The sequence below is a fragment of the Philodulcilactobacillus myokonensis genome, from assembly GCF_027923585.1.
Taxonomy (GTDB): domain Bacteria; phylum Bacillota; class Bacilli; order Lactobacillales; family Lactobacillaceae; genus Philodulcilactobacillus; species Philodulcilactobacillus myokonensis.
The window spans coordinates 975,907-994,771 of sequence record NZ_BRPL01000002.1; the positions used below are offsets into that span (position 1 = coordinate 975,907).

Here is an 18,865-nt window from a genome sequence, read left to right on the forward strand (position 1 = left end):
GAAATCCCAACCTGTAATTGATTTAATTAATAGTTATTAGTCGTCGAACCCATCTTTAACGGTTGATGGAAAATCTTTTCGAACTAACTTAGCACAACGAGCACAGAAGTTAGGATAATCAGAATCACTACCAACATCTGTCTTAAACATTCTGCAACGACGGCATGGTTTACCATCAGCATGTTGAGCTAAAACATAAAAATCATCTGAATATTTGTCAGCATGATCATCAGCTTTAGATGCATCAGCAGTATTTAATTGTGAAACCATGAGAACCTTTCTAATTTCATCATTACCACCTAATGAATTAAATAAATTCTTCACATCATCATTTAGATATAAAGTTAATTTAGCTTCAGACGGCTTCCCAATGACCTTTGCATCACGGGCTTCTTCTAATGATTTTAGAACATCTTTTCTAAGTTCCATAAATTGATTCCATTCTTTATAGACTTGATCTTCATTATCATAATGCTTTACTGATGGCATTTCAGATAATTGAGCAAATTGTTCAGGTTCATCTAAGAAGTGCCAAATTTCTTCAGCAGTATGTGGTAATACAGGTGTCATTAACTTAACTAGACCAACTAAAATGGTGTAGATAACAGTCTGCATTGAACGTCTTGAAACGCTATCCTTTGAATCAATGTAAACAACATCTTTAGCAAAATCCAGATAAAATGCAGATAGGTCTGAATTAACAAACTTCAAAAATTCTTTGTACATGTCTAAGAAATCATAATTATCAAAATAATTTTTAATATCACTAACAAAATGATTAAATTTAACTAGCATGTATTGGTCAACTGAACTCAAATCATTGAATTTAACAGCATTCTTCTTTGGATCAAAATCACTAGTATTAGATAACATGTATCTAAGGGTATTTCTAATCTTCTTATAATTACCAGCAATTTTAGCAAAACTTGCCATTGAGCAACGGACATCGGCTGAAGTGTCAACGGATGCTACCCATAAACGAACAATTTCAGCACCCATCTTTTTAATAACTTCACTAGGTGCAATTGTATTACCCAATGATTTACTCATTTTATGACCAGTGCCATCTAAAGTGAACCCTTGCGATACTACTTGCTTATATGGAGCTTTACCGCTAAATGCAACGCTAGTGATAATACTTGAATTAAACCAGCCACGATATTGGTCAGAACCTTCTAAGTATAAATCAGCTGGATATTTCAAATCCGGTCGTTCTGCTAATACACCTTGGTGAGATGAGCCGGAATCAAACCAAACATCCATAATATCAGTTTCTTTAGTAAACTTACCATGAGGTGAATGGCTATTTGTATACCCCTTTGGTAATAAATCTTTGGCATCACGTTCAAACCAAACATTAGAACCATACTTGTAGAATAAGTCCGCAACATGATTCACTGTCTCTGGCTCAATAATTGCAGTTCCATCTTCAGCATAGAAAATTGGTAATGGAACACCCCAAACACGTTGTCTAGAAATGACCCAGTCGCCACGATTAGCAAGCATATTGTGAAGACGCTTGTTACCCCAGCTTGGGTGAAATTTAACCGTGTCTACAGCTTTCAATAATGGTTTTTTAATCTTATCCACGGATGCAAACCATTGAGGAGTTGCTCGATAAATAACGGGTTTCTTAGTTCGCCAATCAAATGGATAACTATGTTTATATGGAACATACTTAAGTGTTAATTTCTTTTGCTTTAATTTATCTAATGAAATTTTGTTAGCATCATCGTAAAAGATGCCTTCAAAATCTTTTCCTGCTTCCTTAGTTAAATATCCCTTATTATCAACGTCAACAAAAATATCTAATCCATATTTTTTACCAACATTATAATCATCTTCACCAAAACCAGGAGCAGTATGAACTAATCCAGTACCTGAATCAGCAGTAACAAAATCACCAAGCATTACCAGTAATTTTCGATCAGAATTAAATGGATGCTGTGCGGTCATTTTTTCTAATTGACTACCTTTAAGGGTTTTAACAACATTGTATTTCTTCCAACCGAATAATTCTGCATCGTGCTTTAATAAAGCATCGGCAATAACATAATTACGGTCACTACCATCAGGATTAACAACATCATAATCAAAATTAGCATCGACTGTAATTCCTTCAGAAGCTGGAATGGTCCAAGGAGTGGTAGTCCAAACGGCAAAGTATGTATTCTTAGGATCTAATAGACCTTTACCATCAACAACCTTTTCACCATAAAATACTGATGGTGATGTTACATCATGATATTCGACTTCTGCTTCAGCCATTGCTGATTCAGATGACCAAGACCAAATAACTGGTTTTTTACCACGATAAATTAATCCTTTTTCGGCCATCTTACCAAAAACTCTAATTTCAGCAGCTTCAAATTCTGGTTTTAAAGTTAAATATGGATGATTCCAGTCACCGGTGACTCCTAAACGTTTAAATTCATCACGTTGGCGATTAACTTGTTTCAATGCATAATCATGACATAACTTTCGAAATGCATTAGTCGACATCTTTTTTCTATCATAACCAGCTTGTGTTAATTTTTGCTCAATTGGTAAGCCATGAGTATCCCAACCAGGTACATAAGGTGCACGATATCCATTCATAGATTTAAAACGAACAATAAAATCCTTAGAAATTTTATTCATTGCATGACCCATATGAATATCACCATTAGCATATGGTGGTCCATCATGTAAAATAAATGTTGGCTTACCTTGATTTAATTTTTGTCTTTGTTCATAAACATGATTATCTTCCCAAACTTTTTCACGTTGAGCTTCTTTAACAGGAAGATTCCCACGCATCTTAAACTTAGTCTTACCCAAATTCAATGTATCTTTAACACGCATTTGATTCACCCTCTAATATAAATATGTAAACACTAATTAATAAAAAACGGAAAAGGCTTCATCACAAGGGACGAAGTCTTTTCCGTGGTACCACCCAAATTCAGAATTTAAAAATTCTCTTCATTGATTTTATTTAATTAAAAAATTAAAGCTGATCTGTAAAATCAAGAGTGACTATTGGACTTCTCATCAATACCAACTCGCTTGAAGTATCTTGATTAAACTTTCTAATCTTTAATGAAATGAAACTATCTAATTGTTTTATAAGAATCATCAGGATAAAAAACTAAAGTTTGAAGATCTTCATTAATTTTATTTCCCAACTTACTTTTAGATTTTACACTGTAAGGATTGGATTTGTCAAGTTTTTTAATACTATCATGAATTCCTTTATAATCAATAATGTCATTAGAATTCAATAAATGATTCCACTCATCATTCTTAACGAAATCTAATTGAGCCTTTAAAATTGTCTGAAATTTATTTCTAAATAATAATGCATCTTTTTGCAAATCTTCAATTACTGTTGCTAATGATTTAGCACGGTTACTAGCATCCTTAATTTTATCATTAGCCTGTTGATTAGCATTTTTAACGATTGTTTTAGATTTTTTATTGGCATTATTAATAATATCACGTGATTTAATTTCTGATTGTTTCTGAACATTATTAGCAGCTTCTTGAGCCACTAAAATTGATTGGTTCAATGATTTTTCCATGCTATTATAATTTGCCAATTTCTTTTCAGCATTCTTTAGAGACGCATTCAACTTGTGATTTTGATCAATTGTAATTTGATAATCCTTTAAAACTTGATCTAAAAAATCATTAACTTCATCAATACTATATCCTCGCATTTTTACAGAGAATTCTTTATTATGAATATCTTGTGGGCTTAATACCATGAAAATTTCCTCCAAATTATTTTTTTAGTTTTGCAATAACAATCCTTATTTTATTTTTTTTAGTGATTCCAGAAACATCATCAATTCTTAATCTGCCAAATCCCCTTACAGATATTAAATCATGAATCTGGAGCTCATAATCAGAATGCATGCAAATCATCCAGTTAACATGTATTTTACCATTTTTTACAAGGATTTTGGAATTTTTTCTTGATAAATGAAAGCCGGTGGAAACAATATTGTCGATTCTTAACGAAGAAACAGTTCCATTGCTCTGATGCCATTCATCGATTGGTTGAACGAGCTTAGATAAATTTTCAGATTCTAGCCCGACTTTCACTCTACCAACTCGATCAATTTGACTTCTAAAATAGGGTTCCATTTCTTTCTCAGTCAAAAATTGCCAAATTTTCCCATCAGTATAGATATCGCCAATTACATTTCTTTTAATACCAGTTCCCATTAATGTACCTAGGATTTGGCTATGGTTAATTTGATTAAATTTAACTGGATAATCAATATTAAACAAAGTTAATTTAAAGTCCTGTTTTTGGGGTTGAAAATAATCTGGATGGATGATGGCCCTTTGCATCTCAGCGTTATCACTACCGCCAAAATAGCTTAATTTAACATCATTATAATGATTAACAATCGTCTTCAATAAATATAATTGTCTCGGATTAATAAAATTTGTTAAGATTGGCCGATATTGCGACAAAACTTCATTGACTAAATCATCACTATATTCTAAAAACGGTGCTTCATTTTTTCTAAAATGCTGTTTAATATTATTATTCATTTAAATCAAAATCTCCATAATAAACTATCAATGACAATTTTTAAAGCTTGCATTATTATAAGAGCAAACACAGGTGAGAAATCAACTCCGCCAATTGTAAAGAAACGTAATTTTTCTTCAAATGGTTCAATAATTTTAGAAAGAAATACCCCTAATTTAGATTCATAACCACCTGGTAGCCAACTTAATAATGCATGAACAAAGATAGCTAAAATATAAAGATTGATCAACCAATCAATACACGTTCTGGCAAACTCAATTATTGTTAACATTATTTCTCCTTATTTAAAACGATCTTTAATTGAATTACTAATTTCATAATTATGTGGAGTAAATAGAAAAACTTTTGAGCTGATTCTTTCAATATGACCGTCAATCGTAAAAATAGAACCATTCAAGAAATCAATGATTCGACGAATAGAATTATTATCAGCTTTATTAAAGTTAACAATGACAGCATTATTATTAACTAATTTAGAAGCAATTCCCTTAGAATCAGAATAAATTCTTGGTTCAAAAATGGCAATGTGGTTTTTAACAATCCGATTGCCATTTTTCATTGGAACCACTTTGCTGGAATTATTAATTGCAGCATTTTCTTTATCACTATCTTCAGGTTCATTAATTCCAAAGAAATTACTCAAATTAAATCGATCTGACATTAAGATTTACTCCCTTTCAAGATTGTAGTTCTCATTAAAAATCTATTTGTTCTTGTTATTACGACGATACTTAAAGAATGGAGGCAAATCATCATCAGAATCATTTTGACTTGTATGATCATGCTTTACATTATCAGGATCAAATGGATTAAATTCACTCTTCTTGGCATGATGATCACTACTAGTTGTATGGTGACTTGGTGCTTTTCTAATATCCCAGTCATTAAGCGGATCAGAATCGGTATGATTTAATTTACGATCATCAGAATTATGATTATGACTGGATGTTGCTTCATTTTGATCATCATGATGATGAAAACTGCCTAAATGATGTTTAGGGGTAACAACATGGTGTTGAGTATCACGTTCATGAAGCGACTGACCATTTTTAATCTTATTTTGACGCTCTTTTTTATTTGCAATTCCGGTAGCAATAACGGTTACCCTGACTTCATCACCTAAATCCTTTTCAATCGATGTTCCAAAAATAATATTAACATCATTGTCAGTTGCTTGGGCAACAATGTTAGAAGCATCTTGTGCTTCAAATAATGATAAGTTAGGACCACCAGTAATATTTAATAGAACCTGTTCTGCACCATCAATTGAAACCTCAAGTAATGGTGAAGATATTGCTTTTTTAGTTGCTTCTGCCGTGCGGTTTTCACCGGTTGCCGAACCAATTCCCATTAGTGCTGATCCTTTATTTTGCATCACTGTTTTAACATCAGCAAAATCTAAATTAACGTATCCAGGACTAGTAATTAATTCAGATATTCCTTGAACACCTTGTCTTAAAACATTATCAGCTGCTTTGAAAGCTTCCATCATTGGTGTCTTTTTATCTACCATTTCTAATAAACGATTATTAGCAATTACAATTAAAGTGTCAACATTTTCTTTTAAAGCTGCGACGCCTTCTGCAGCATATTTAGAACGCTTAGGTCCTTCAAAAGAAAATGGTCTAGTAACGACACCGACTGTTAAAGCGCCTTGATCCTTAGCAATTTTAGCAATGATTGAGGCCGCTCCATTACCAGTTCCACCGCCCATTCCAGCGGTAACAAAAACCATGTCGGCACCTTCTAATGCTTCACCAATTGCTTCTTCACTTTCTTCAGCGGCTTTCGTTCCAATTTCAGGATTAGAACCTGCTCCCAATCCTCTCGTTAATTTAGGTCCTAATTGAATTTTAGTTTCTGCTTTAGAAGCATTCAAGGCTTGAACATCAGTATTAGCAACGATGAACTGAACACCAGTGACTTTTTCATCAATCATTCGATTAACGGCGTTTCCACCACCGCCACCAATTCCGATAACTTTGATTTTGGCACCCTGATTTTCAGTTGAATCTAATGAAAATTCCATTTTTATTCCTCCGTAACATTAATCAAAAAAGTGTGTAAAGAAATGTTTAATTGAATTTCCACGCTTTTTGATTGGCTTAGTGTTTGTATTATTTTTTGATGTATTATTCTTAGGCTTTACGTTAGAATCATCATTATCTTGATGATCATCAATATGATTAAAGTTACTATTAATCAACTTATCATCTTTAGTTGGATTAAACAAAGATGATCTAACTAGTGATTCAATTTCACTCATATTAGCACGATATGAAACTAAAGCTAATGGAAGCGAAAATGACGGATGTCTCAATCCCATTTGATTAGGAATATATACTCTAACATTTGTTCCAAATTGATCGGCAGCTAATTCAGAAACGCCAGGAAGTGCAGCTACACCACCGGTCAGTACAATACCACCAGGTAAGTCTAAAGCAGAAACATCATCAAGTTTCTTACCGAGCCTCTCAAAAATTTGTTCAAGCCGGGCTTGAATGATTTCCGATAAATATTTTTCAGAGATTTTAACCGGTTTACTTTGACCAACAACATCAATTGGAAATTCATCATTATTTGACGCATCAATCGAATATGCATATCCATAATCACGTTTAATTTTTTCTGCACTTTCAATTGATGTATTTAAAACGACAGAGATATCTTTTGTAATATATTCTCCGCCTTCATTATCAACTGAAGTAAATTTTAATTGATGATCATGAATAATAGAAGCAGTCGATTGTCCACCACCAAGATCTAATAAAATAGTTCCAAAATCTTGTTCGCCATCATCCAACAATTCTTTTCCTTGAGCGAGTGAATTTACAACAATTGAACTCGGTCTTAACCCAGCATGTTCAACTGCTTTTCTTGTATTATGAATGATTGTTTTAGGACCAGTTATCAATCGGCCATGAATTTCCAATCTTACGCCGACCATTCCCCTTGGGTCTTTAATTCCATTAAATCCATCGACCACGAATTCATCTGGTAAGATATCGATGATTTCCCTTTCAGGGGGTAAATTTTTAGTAAGGGCTGAATTAGTCACCCTTCTAACATCATCATCATCAATTTCCTTGGATTCATCTGCAACAGCAATCATTCCACTACATTTTTCAATTTTTAGAGAATTAGAAGGAATACCAACAATTACATCATTTATTTGAACACTTGATTTATCCTCAGCCTGTGCTGCAGCTCGTTTAATTGACTGAGCGGCCTTATCTATGTCAACGATAATTCCACGACTTACGCCTTCAGAATGTTCGTTTCCAATGCCCAAAACGTTTATTTGTCCTTGAACTTTTTCGGCAACGATAACTTTGATTGAGGTGGTACCAATATCAAGTCCAACATACATTCCTGATTTGTCCATATTAAAATGGGACCTCCATCTTTTTTATGATTAATATAACCTTAATTAAATTGATAAGTATATCATTTTTTATTGTAAACTAAAGATAATTTTAACACAGTTATATTTTATTAAAAATTAAAAATCATTTCAAATCACTTTTGTGGGTAAGAATAAGCTCCTACTTCAAAATTAATAATACTTGTTTTTTTCAATGACTTAGCTATTGAAAAATAGTATGACATTTTATATGCTAACGTGTCAATCTTAGCATAAATTTGATTGCCATCACGCATTATTAAATGAATTCTCATGTCATCAACATTACTTGGAGCATATTCAATTTTAACAATATTTTTTTTGATTGAATTCGGTAATTTTTGATATTGATTAATTAATTTATGTAAAGCGTTCGAAGAATGAAAATTAACTAAGACCGGTAATTTATTATCATGATTAGCAATTGGTTGATAATCAATCCTCCCATTGTTCATAATCGGATAATAATTATGATTAGCAAAAAGATAGCCGGTTAAATAGTATTCATCACTTTGAACGTCAATATGATTGAAACTTCTAATTTTTAAATGAAGTTTTTTAACATATGGATCAAAACTATATATATTTCTTTCAATTTTATTACGATGAGTAATAAATTTAAAAATAGAATCACCCTTTGATATTTCAAGATGATTTAGAATAATTTTCTTAGAAACTTGATTTTGATTTCTTATTTTTATAGAAGCAATCTTGCTTAATGGTGAAATGAAATAAAACATTATTAAAATGATAATAATAAAAATCGATAAATTTATAACTATTTTTTTAATTAATCGATTATGACGTTCCGACTGAAATCCAGGCAAATTCTGACTAATTTTGTTTTCATATCCATGGTTACTTAACTGTTTAGACAAAGACGGAATTGGGTTAGTGTTATTTTTCTGATTTTGCCATTTCAAGTCGGATCATCTCACTTTAAGTTAAAATTATTTTCCAGTTAATTGCTTCATAACATGATATAAACGGGTTGCCGCATCTTGGACACCCATTTTTCTAGAATTAGTTGCCATTTGATGACGTTCATTGGAATTAGCCATTAATTCATCAATCGGTTTAATTAAACTATCGGCATTTAAATCTGATTCTTTAACAATTATTGCCGCATTATTTTTAACTAAACTCATTGCATTTTTAGTTTGATGATCGGCAGTAACGTAAGGACTTGGAATTAAAATTGACGGAATTCCAATTGCCGTAATTTCCGCTAAACTAGTAGCTCCAGCTCTTCCAATAATGACATCAGTTTTAGGTAGAATCAATGGCATATTAGAAATATATGGCTTAATGACAACATTAGAATTAATATCAATTCCAGATAATTTTCTTTTAACATCATCATAACGTTTAGGACCTGTAACAAATACCAGTTGATATTTTCGCTGGTTAAATTTTTTGATTGCTTCAACCGTTGATTGATTTAATTTTAATGCTCCCTGACTTCCACCGACAATCAATGCTGTTGGAACATCATCTTTTAAATCATATTGGCTCCATTTAAAGTTACTTTTTAAATTAGCAACTTGTTGGGCCCTTGGATTACCTGTAAAAACAACTTTTCCAGATGGAAATTGATCAGCAGCCATGTGAAAAGCAATTGCAATTTTATTAACATAATGACTTAAAAAGCGATTAGTTAATCCAACAACACTATTCTGTTCATGGATCAAAGTTGGAATATGTAAACGAGATGCAGCATAAACAACCGCTCCTGAAACATATCCACCGGTTCCAATTACTATATCAGGATGAAATTGTTTAATAATTTTTTTAGATTCATGAACGCTTTTTAGAAATAAATAAACCGTTTTAAAATTATCCAATGACAAGGAACGCTTAAATCCTTGAATTCTAAGTTCCTTAAATTTAATACCTAGCTTTGGAACAATATTTTTTTCAATTCCACGTGTTGAACCAACATATAATACTTCTGAATCTGGTTCTTGTTTCTTTAATTCTTTAATTAAAGCAAGTGCTGGATAAATATGGCCACCAGTACCGCCACCAGAAATAATTAATCTCACTTTAATCTTCCTCCTGCTTTCCAGTTAATTTTTCAACATTGCTAATGAAACGATCCCCTCGGACTTCGAATGTTGGGAATTGGTCCCAACTAGCATTAGCAGGAGATAGTAAAATCACATCACCTGAATCGCTATATTTATAAGCTACTGGAACAGCCTGGTCAATATTATCAACTAATTTAATATTAGAAATTCCGGCTTTTTTAGCAGCATCTTCCAATAGATGGGCCGTTTCACCAAATAATACGATTGCCTTAACATGTTTCTTTAAATCTGGAACTAGTTTATCAAATTTGTATCCACGATCCAAACCACCAGCAAGAAGAACAATAGGTTGGTGAAAACCACGTAATGCCATCTGAGTAGCTTCAATATCAGTTGCTTTTGAATCATTATAAAATTCCCGACCATCAGAAGTTAAAACGTATTGGCAACGATGCCTAACTCCACCAAAAGTTGTTAAAACATGCACAATTGCTTGATTTGATTTTCCTTCAATTTTAGCAACAGCAATTGCTGCCAAAGCATTTTCTATATTTTGATCACCAGGAACCCTGATGTCCTTCGCGTCCATAATATATTCATCTTTAAAGTAAAGTTTGCCATTACGTTCATATGCACCATTCTCATTAACGTCTTTTCTAGAGAATGGAATCACCTTAGCTTTAGATTGCTTGCTAAGATCACGCCATTCTTTAGAATCAAAATTAATCACAAAATAATCATTAGCATTTTGGTTTTTTGTAATTTGCATTTTAGCATGAACATAGTTAGCACGCGTCTTATGATAATCCAAATGATTAGAATAAATGTTTGTAATAACTGAAATATGTGGATGAAGAGAAGTGATTCCCAATAACATAAAACTAGATATTTCCATTACAATTGTATCTTTAGGGGTTGATTTTTCTGCTACTTTAGAAGCATCAATTCCAATATTACCAGCAGCGTATGCCTTTCCAGATTGTCTTTCTTGATTCATCATTTTGGTAATCATTGTTACAGTTGTGGTCTTCCCATTGCTTCCAGTAACACCAATTAATTCAGAATTAGTAATTTCACTTGCAATTTCAATTTCAACAATAATGGGCATCTTCATATTTACAGCACGTTTTACGACTGGATTATCATATGTGATACCAGGATTCTTAACCATTAAATCATAATGATGATTTAACAATTCAGGAGATTGTTTACCACTAATAACCTTGATGTTATTAGCTAATAACTTATCAATTCCAGCCATTTTATCGGCTGGTTTTGAATCACTTACAACTACATGTGCACCTAATTTTTTCAAAAGAAGAGCTGCATTGGTACCACTTTTTCCAGCTCCTAAAATTAAAATATCTTTATTTTGATATGTTGTAATATGCTCCATTTTAAATTACCTCTTCAAAATTAATTTTTAGATTTAAAGAATTACCATTAATGCTGTAATTGACGTAAAGAGAGCGACACACCAGAAAACAATATCAATTTTCCATTCGCTCCATCCCATCAGTTCAAAGTGATGATGAATTGGTGTCATTTTAAATACCCGTTTTCCAGTTAGCTTAAATGATGTAACTTGAATAATGACACTTAACGTTTCAATTACAAAGACTAATCCAATCCAAAGCAACGATAATTCATGATGCAATAAAATCGAAACAGCAGCTAATGAACCACCAAGTGCAAGTGATCCCATGTCACCCATAAAAATTTGAGCTGGTTTATGATTATAAATAAAGAATGCAAGCATCCCACCAACAACTGCGGCACAAAAAATCAAAACATCCGTTTGATGTTGATACATTGCTATAATGCCATAAGTTAAAAATGAAATAAATGCTAATCCACTAACTAATCCATCTAAACCATCGGCTAAATTAACGGCATTTGAAAAACCAGTAATCCAAAAAATCATAAACAAAATATAAAAGAATCCTAATGATACATCACCATATCCTGGGATTCTTAAAGCAAGTGGAAAGTAATGGGTGTAGACAATTGAAAAAATAATTCCACCAACGATTTGACCCAACAATTTCTGCCAGGCCCTTAGACCAAGGTTACGGCTTTCAAAAATTTTAATGCTGTCATCCCACATTCCTAATAACCCATAAAGGATTAAAACAAATAATAGAATCATTAACATTGCATTCAATTTATGAACCATCAGTCCATATAAAACACATGAAATTACAATCGCAACAATAAATAAAAACCCACCCATTGTTGGGGTACCATTCTTTTTTTTATGCCATTTAGGACCCTCTGCTCTAATTGTTTGACCTTCATGTTTTGATCTAAAATAACGAATTAAAAAGGGCATGAAAATTACCGTGATTAAAAAAGTGCAAATTAAAGGAAATAACCAATTCATCTTTTACCATCCTTACTTAATTTATGATTTTAATTTTATAACAATTTGTTGATTATCTAAAATTGATTTATTTGGTTCGACACTCTGTTGATAAGCAGAACCGTGACCAATAACCTTGATGTTAGTATTACTTATTTTTTGATACGATTTTATACTTTGTTCATTCCAACCATTAAAATTAGGAACGGTTGAAACCCCATTTGTCATTAAAATAATTCGACTGCCATTTTTTACTTTAGACTTAGCATTAATCGATTGTTTAGTTATAATCTGTCCCTTTCCAATTACAATCGATTTGAATCCTAAGTGATTCAGTTGATTAACTGCTTTGTTTTTTTGATCAGAAATAACATTAGGAGTATTTAATTCATAATTACTAATATAATTACTGTTTTCTTGTAATGCTCTTCTCATCACTGGTTTAAATATTTCAGCCATTAATTGGGTAGCCGTTTTATTACCAGGTAAAACTGGTTTTTTCATTGTAATATACATAACATACTTCGGATTATTAGCTGGAACCATTCCTGCAACGGAATAAAGATAACTATCATTTCCCGATTCATACCCAGCGCTACCGCTCGTTTGAGCTGTTCCAGTTTTAGCGGCAACTTTGTATCCAGTCATTTTATAATCAGAACCAATTCCATAGGGTTTATAAACCACATCTTCCATGTGTTTTCTAACCTCAGAAGCAGTATTGGCGCTGATTGGGGTTCCAACAACTTCTTTTGGATAGTTTTTAATCACCTGATGGGTATTCGAATTCACAATTTTAGATACAAAACGTGGTTTAAGCATTTTACCATTATTAGCAACCGCACTAAGTGCCCTCATCATTTGCATAACGGTAACTTGAATTCCCTGTCCAAAAGCAGTATTAGCTTGCTCAATTGGATATGTGAATTGAACGTTACCTAAGGGTTCATTATCAATTCCTGAATTAGTACTTTGCAGGAATTGAAATTTTTTAATATAACTCATCCAAGTACTTGCAGACATCTGTTGCTCTAAATGAGCCATTGCAACATTACTAGATAACGCAAAACCCTTATTATAAGTGATTTTACCCCAACCATTGGGATCCCAATCAGGAATAATCTTACCATCAACAGAATAACGACCAGATTGATAAATATCATTTCCATTATAGTGACCACTATTAATGGAAGCAGCCATCGTAAAAATCTTCATGGTCGAACCAGGTTCATATAGATCCTGTACAATCGTATTTCGCCAAATACTACCAATTCCCTTACCAGTCATCGCATTAAATGTAGGACGCTGTGATGCTGCTAGAATTTTGCCAGTTTTAGCATTCATTAAAACGGCATTCATATTAGATGGATGTGCCTCATTATTAACAGTTGCCATTTGATTTTCTAATAGTGTTTGTAACCTATAATCTAAAGTTGTATAAACATTATCACCATTCTTAGCAGGCGTTGTTTTATCAAGAGCTGAATTATTTTTATCAGTTTGATGAAAACCATTTTTACCAGATAATTCCTGATTAAATTCACGTTCAAGGCCCATTTCGCCAACTAAATTAGTCAACCCATTCTTTCCAGTTTCAGGTGTTACTAATCCAATTAGATTGGAAGCAAAAACGCCATTAGGATATAAACGGGCATCTTGTTTTGTAAAATGGACACCGTTTAAGTGATACGATTCAATTTTTTGCTTAGTGGTTAAAGATAAATTCTTACCAGCATTTCCAAATTCAACTTGAAAGGTATCTTTATTCTGGGGTGATAAAATATGTAAGGCATTTCGATATGAAATCGAGATGTTATTAGATAAAACATGAGCAATTTTATTTTTATTAGTCATATACAAGGGCTGCCCATCAAGGCCATGTTGTTGTTTGTTTAGGACAACATAAATTGAATAGTTACTAGTATTTTCAGCTAATGGCTGTCCACTAGCATCATAAATATTACCCCGTTGAGCTTTAATAACATTCGTTTGCGTATATAATGACCTTGTCATCTTAGTTAAGCTGACGCCTTTTACGGTTTTAAACGTTGAAATATAGAAAAAACGCCCAATCATAACTATAAAAATAATAGCAAAAATAAAAAATAAACCTTCGCCGACAATTTTACGATTTACTTTTGGACCCATTTATTAACATTCCTAACGTTATTATTTCTTAAAGACAAACCAGCCTTATGTGCAATTTTGTTTAACCTGCCACTATTTTGTAATTCACTTATTTCTTGTTGTAAATTACTGTTAGAGTTTTTTAAATTAGCAACGCGGTTAGTAAATGACTGCAAATGTTGTTGTTCACCATTAATACTATTTTTAACCCCTAATTGTGCAATTACTAATCCTAGAATAATAACTACAGAAACAGCAACGACTGTTTTTTCAAAATTAGAGAATTTCATCGTCCATAAACTTACATCTGATTTATTTTTATTAGCATGCTGATCAAATGTATTTTCATGCTTTTCACGATTTAATTTATGATTTGTCGATATTTCATTTTGACGAACCAAATTATTTTGTGACATACAACAAACTTCTTCCTACAATCATTTTATTTTTTGAATGATTCTCAACTTAGCACTATGAGAACGGTGGTTACCAGCCATTTCCTTTTGATTAGGTACAATCGGCTTTTTATTAACCATTTTAAAACTAGGCTTCATGCTATCGGGAATCACGGGTAATCCATGTGGAACATCCTTAATTGTACTTACTTCTTTAAACATTGTTTTAATTAAACGGTCTTCTAATGATTGAAATGTAATTACACTAATCCGACCGCCAGGTTTTAGCATTGATAATGATTGTTCAATTGATTCTTCTAGTGAACCTAATTCATCATTAACTGCAATCCTAATTGCTTGAAAAACTTTTTTAGCCGGGTGTCCCCCATGACGACGTGCCGCAGCCGGAATACTTTCTTTAATTATTTTAACCAAATCACCAGTGGTATCAATTGAGTTGTTTTTACGATCACGTTCAATTCTTCTAGCAATTGGTTTAGAAAAGCGTTCCTGCCCATACCTGAAGAAAATTTTAATTAACTGTTGATAACTCCAAGTATTAACGATTATCCATGCATCAAGTTTTTGTTCCTGATTCATGCGCATATCTAACCGGGCATTTAATTGATAACTAAATCCCCTGCTACCATCATCAAATTGTGGTGAAGAAACTCCTAAATCATAGATAATTCCATCAACATGATCAATTTGAGCTTGATTTAAATCCTGTTTAATATTTCTAAAATTATCATGAATAAAACTTAATTTAGATGATTTCAAATACTGTTTTAAATGATCACGGTTATAATCAATTGCTAACTCATCTTGATCGAAAGCAAATAAATGACCATGATCAAGTCGTTTCAAGATATTAGCACTATGACCGCCTCCGCCCAATGTACAATCTACATAAATGCCATTAGGTTTGACGTTTAAACCATCAACAGCCTCATTTAATAAAACCGTTTGATGATGATAATTAATCAATATTAAAGCTCCTCAATTAACAATTTTATAGTTATAATTCAATATATTATAATTATCTTCAATTTTACCACGAACATTGGTTTCAAGCCACACCGTTAATAATTTTATAAGCAAAAATTTAATATTTATTTTTAAATTTTAGTAACCATTGCCCAAATGATACTAAAAAGCCATGAAACCGATAATAAAATATCCCCAATTCGCCAAAATATTTTATAAAACAATTTTAAATTAATGTCTTTTTGGAAATAACCCTCATAAATGGTTAAACCAATCCCAATCAGCATCCAAACTATAACAATGTATGGCATAATTGAATAACCATGGACATTCAATGTTAATCTATAAATAAAATATAATAAAAATGGTGGAAGAAGATCCATTAAACGAATTGAATAAATAAATTTTGACTTTTTAGAAATTATTTTTTTTAGAATTGATAATATAATAATTATTATAATTTGAATACAGACTGCTAATAATAAGTTAAAGAAATGAAACAATTTCATGACCTACTTTCTTTTAAAAATTTACTATGTAATAATATAATAGTTGTTAAATACATATAATTAAGTTTAAGGTGGTGATACTTTGAAAAAGAAAAAGAGCACCTTTCAAAAAATAACGTACTTTTTCATTTGGATGATGGTTATTTTAAGTATTTTATCAGTTGTCTTAGGGGCTGCTGCAGCATTCCAATAAAACAAAATCAGTTCATCTTTAAATAAAAAATCCTATTATCATTATGATAATAGGATTTTTTATTTAAAATTTATCCTTTAATTTATCATGAGGATAACGATGAACACGCTCCAAATCATTAAAATTTTGCTGACGCAAGACTTCAAAAATAACGATTGCACACGAATTAGATAGGTTCAGAGCTCTAATATGTGTATCATCTTGTGGAATTCGAATTGCCTTTTCTTGATTCTTTCTCATAAATGGTTCTGGCAATCCAGTTGTTTCCTTTCCAAACATGAAGTAATAGTCGCCATCGATATGATTACTATAATTATTTTCAGTGTAATCTTTTTCAGCAAATTTAGATACTAAAAATAGTTTAGATTTTGGCTTCATCGATTTCATAAAAGCAGGTAAATTATCATGATAGTGAATATTAACTTTATTCCAATAATCTAATCCGGCTCTTTTTAAATGCTTATCATCGACTGAAAAACCAAGTGGTTTAATTAAATCTAAAACAGTATCCGTTCCAGCACATGTTCTTGCTATGTTACCAGTGTTTGATGGCATTAATGGTTCAAATAATACAATGTGATTGGTCAACTAAAAAATTCCTCTCTTAAATATTAAATTTTATTAATTAAGCATTGAATATCAAATGGTAAATTAGAATGACATTGAATAAATTGATTTGTAAGCGGATCATTAAATTTAACTTCAAAACAATGTAGTCCCTGACGTCTTAAATGTTTATCACTAGGATTATACAACCAATCACCAACTAATGGATGACCAATTGCGCTTAGGTGCACTCTAATTTGATGAGTTCTACCCGTGTGTAAACAAACTTTAATGACTGCCATTGATAAATTTTGTCTTAGTACCCAAAATTCAGTTTTTGAAAATTTTCCGTTTGAATCAATTTTCCGCTTAATATATGAATTTTGATCCCTTTCAATGGGTAAATCAATTTCATAATGATTGCTACTAAAATGACCACATACGACCGCAATATAATATTTCTTTAATTGGTGATGTTTTAATTCATAATCTAAAATTGAATGAGCATAGTGATGTTTAGCAAATATTACAATTCCACTTGTATCACCATCTAGTCTGGTCACAATATGGGTTTTACAACTTAAATGATGATCAATTAAGTACCCCTTAACCCGATTAATCAACGAATCATTATCATCCTGAGCAGATGGCATTGAATGCAAATAAGGTGGCTTATTGACAACTAAAAAATTATTATTTTCAAAAATAACGTTAATTGATTGATGTGAAGCAATTAAATTACGATTAGGATTTTCTTTTGGTAAATAAACACTAATCAAATCATTATGATGAATAAAATATGAGGGAAACTGTGGTTCACGATTTACCATTAGCCTACCTCCATGAAATTTAATTTGTTTCAATAGTGATTTGCTTATTAATTTTGAAAACAAAAAATTCCTTAGTCGCTTTTGATCGTATCCTTTGTATCTAAAAGAAAATTTGATCATTTTTTATTCACACCAATGAATGAATTACTGACCCGATTCCAAAAATGAGAATGACGATATTTAGCAAAATAAATACGGTGTTTAGATATTTGATAGGAAATTGAACGAATTGGTCGATCTTTAATTAAAAGCTGGTCACAAGTCAAAATATTATGATAAATGTCATCAGGAATTAATGTTACCCATTCTTCCGGTGGAATAATAATCGGTGATCCCATTGTTCTGAAAACACGATTATTAATTGAAGCAATTTCAGAAATTTGCATTGCATTCAAGCGTGGATCAATAATTGCACCACCAACAGCTTTGTTATAGGCAGTCGAACCGGTTGGTGTCGATATACAGAGTCCATCCCCTCTAAATTTTTCAAAGAAAACGTCTTTAATATAAACATCGGTTACCATCGTTGTACTAACTCGTTTTAATGCCGATTCATTTAAAGCTAAAATTTGATCCGAACTACCACCATCAGCATAATGAATTTTGATTTTTAATAATGGATAACTAACACTTTGTCGATTATCCATTTCTAAACTTTTAATTAACTGATCAACTTCATAGTCACGCCAATCAGTATAAAATCCTAAGTGACCAGTATGAATGCCAACAAAACGAATATGATCGATTGCATCATTAAAATGATGAAAAGCAGATAATAATGTTCCATCCCCGCCAACTGAAATGACAATTTCAGGATTTAATCCATCAAAAGTTAATTTTTTTGATGCATCGATTTTTTTACGCAATTGAACGGTAACGTCACTAGAAGCGCCAACCATGTTACTAAAAATTGCTACTCTCATCTTATCATCTT

General features: G+C 31.9%; 19 protein-coding genes. 1 reads left to right on the top strand and 18 read right to left on the bottom strand.

The features are described 5' to 3' along the window. Window positions 1-36: 36 nt before the first annotated feature. The 15 genes from ileS to WR164_RS05160 all read right to left on the bottom strand — a co-directional run bounded on the left by ileS (window position 37) and on the right by WR164_RS05160 (window position 16,362). Window positions 37-2,844 (bottom strand): isoleucine--tRNA ligase, encoded by a 2,808-nt coding sequence (ileS, locus tag WR164_RS05090; protein ID WP_286136472.1) that lies wholly within the window; start codon window positions 2,842-2,844, stop codon window positions 37-39. 248 nt (window positions 2,845-3,092) lie between these two features. Continuing rightward, window positions 3,093-3,749 (bottom strand): DivIVA domain-containing protein, encoded by a 657-nt coding sequence (locus WR164_RS05095; protein ID WP_286136473.1) that lies wholly within the window; start codon window positions 3,747-3,749, stop codon window positions 3,093-3,095. Window positions 3,750-3,765: 16 nt separating this feature from the next. Continuing rightward, the gene (locus tag WR164_RS05100; RefSeq protein ID WP_286136474.1) at window positions 3,766-4,548 is read right to left on the bottom strand and encodes a YlmH family RNA-binding protein; all 783 of its coding nucleotides are present in this window, start codon (window positions 4,546-4,548) and stop codon (window positions 3,766-3,768) included. 5 nt (window positions 4,549-4,553) lie between these two features. Continuing rightward, window positions 4,554-4,820, bottom strand: a complete 267-nt coding sequence (locus WR164_RS05105; RefSeq protein ID WP_286136475.1) for a YggT family protein — start codon at window positions 4,818-4,820, stop codon at window positions 4,554-4,556. A gap of 9 nt (window positions 4,821-4,829) precedes the next feature. Continuing rightward, the gene (locus tag WR164_RS05110; protein ID WP_286136476.1) at window positions 4,830-5,210 is read right to left on the bottom strand and encodes a cell division protein SepF; all 381 of its coding nucleotides are present in this window, start codon (window positions 5,208-5,210) and stop codon (window positions 4,830-4,832) included. Window positions 5,211-5,252: 42 nt separating this feature from the next. Beyond that, window positions 5,253-6,578, bottom strand: a complete 1,326-nt coding sequence (ftsZ, locus tag WR164_RS05115) for a cell division protein FtsZ (protein WP_286136477.1) — start codon at window positions 6,576-6,578, stop codon at window positions 5,253-5,255. Window positions 6,579-6,596: 18 nt separating this feature from the next. After that, complete coding sequence (gene ftsA, locus WR164_RS05120; RefSeq protein ID WP_286136478.1) at window positions 6,597-7,934, bottom strand: cell division protein FtsA; 1,338 nt, start codon at window positions 7,932-7,934, stop codon at window positions 6,597-6,599. Between the two features lie 134 nt (window positions 7,935-8,068). Further along, on the bottom strand, window positions 8,069-8,875 hold the full coding sequence (locus WR164_RS05125; protein WP_286136479.1) for a cell division protein FtsQ/DivIB: 807 nt from the start codon (window positions 8,873-8,875) through the stop codon (window positions 8,069-8,071). A 27-nt stretch (window positions 8,876-8,902) separates the two neighbouring features. Next, entirely contained in the window at window positions 8,903-9,997 is a 1,095-nt protein-coding gene (murG, locus tag WR164_RS05130) for an undecaprenyldiphospho-muramoylpentapeptide beta-N-acetylglucosaminyltransferase (protein WP_286136480.1), read from the bottom strand. Window position 9,998: 1 nt separating this feature from the next. After that, a complete protein-coding gene (gene murD / locus WR164_RS05135; protein WP_286136481.1) occupies window positions 9,999-11,378 on the bottom strand; it encodes a UDP-N-acetylmuramoyl-L-alanine--D-glutamate ligase in 1,380 nt (459 codons plus the stop codon). Window positions 11,379-11,411: 33 nt separating this feature from the next. Continuing rightward, window positions 11,412-12,365, bottom strand: coding sequence for a phospho-N-acetylmuramoyl-pentapeptide-transferase (gene mraY, locus WR164_RS05140; RefSeq protein WP_286136482.1), 954 nt, complete (start codon window positions 12,363-12,365; stop codon window positions 11,412-11,414). 21 nt (window positions 12,366-12,386) lie between these two features. After that, on the bottom strand, window positions 12,387-14,492 hold the full coding sequence (locus WR164_RS05145; RefSeq protein WP_286136483.1) for a penicillin-binding transpeptidase domain-containing protein: 2,106 nt from the start codon (window positions 14,490-14,492) through the stop codon (window positions 12,387-12,389). Then, the gene (locus WR164_RS05150; RefSeq protein WP_286136484.1) at window positions 14,477-14,887 is read right to left on the bottom strand and encodes a hypothetical protein; all 411 of its coding nucleotides are present in this window, start codon (window positions 14,885-14,887) and stop codon (window positions 14,477-14,479) included. The genes WR164_RS05145 and WR164_RS05150 overlap by 16 nt, the downstream gene beginning before the upstream one ends. 21 nt (window positions 14,888-14,908) lie before the next feature. Continuing rightward, window positions 14,909-15,853 (bottom strand): 16S rRNA (cytosine(1402)-N(4))-methyltransferase RsmH, encoded by a 945-nt coding sequence (rsmH, locus tag WR164_RS05155; RefSeq protein WP_286136485.1) that lies wholly within the window; start codon window positions 15,851-15,853, stop codon window positions 14,909-14,911. 131 nt (window positions 15,854-15,984) lie between these two features. Continuing rightward, window positions 15,985-16,362 carry a DUF3397 family protein gene (locus WR164_RS05160; RefSeq protein ID WP_286136486.1) on the bottom strand — a complete coding sequence of 126 codons (378 nt, stop codon included), beginning with the start codon at window positions 16,360-16,362 and terminating at the stop codon, window positions 15,985-15,987. An 82-nt stretch (window positions 16,363-16,444) separates the two neighbouring features. On the opposite strand from WR164_RS05160, the gene WR164_RS05165 reads away from it, so the two are divergent. Beyond that, window positions 16,445-16,555 (top strand): DUF4044 domain-containing protein, encoded by a 111-nt coding sequence (locus WR164_RS05165; RefSeq protein ID WP_286136487.1) that lies wholly within the window; start codon window positions 16,445-16,447, stop codon window positions 16,553-16,555. A 63-nt stretch (window positions 16,556-16,618) separates the two neighbouring features. On the opposite strand, the gene WR164_RS05170 is transcribed toward WR164_RS05165, so the two are convergent. The 3 genes from WR164_RS05170 to WR164_RS05180 are packed head-to-tail and all read right to left on the bottom strand — an operon-like array spanning window position 16,619 to window position 18,854. Beyond that, a complete protein-coding gene (locus WR164_RS05170) occupies window positions 16,619-17,143 on the bottom strand; it encodes a tRNA (cytidine(34)-2'-O)-methyltransferase (protein WP_286136488.1) in 525 nt (174 codons plus the stop codon). Window positions 17,144-17,166: 23 nt separating this feature from the next. Continuing rightward, window positions 17,167-18,051 (bottom strand): RluA family pseudouridine synthase, encoded by an 885-nt coding sequence (locus WR164_RS05175; RefSeq protein ID WP_286136489.1) that lies wholly within the window; start codon window positions 18,049-18,051, stop codon window positions 17,167-17,169. Continuing rightward, window positions 18,048-18,854, bottom strand: coding sequence for an NAD kinase (locus WR164_RS05180; RefSeq protein ID WP_286136490.1), 807 nt, complete (start codon window positions 18,852-18,854; stop codon window positions 18,048-18,050). Before WR164_RS05180 ends, WR164_RS05175 begins: the two co-directional genes overlap by 4 nt. Between the last annotated feature and the right edge of the window lie 11 nt (window positions 18,855-18,865).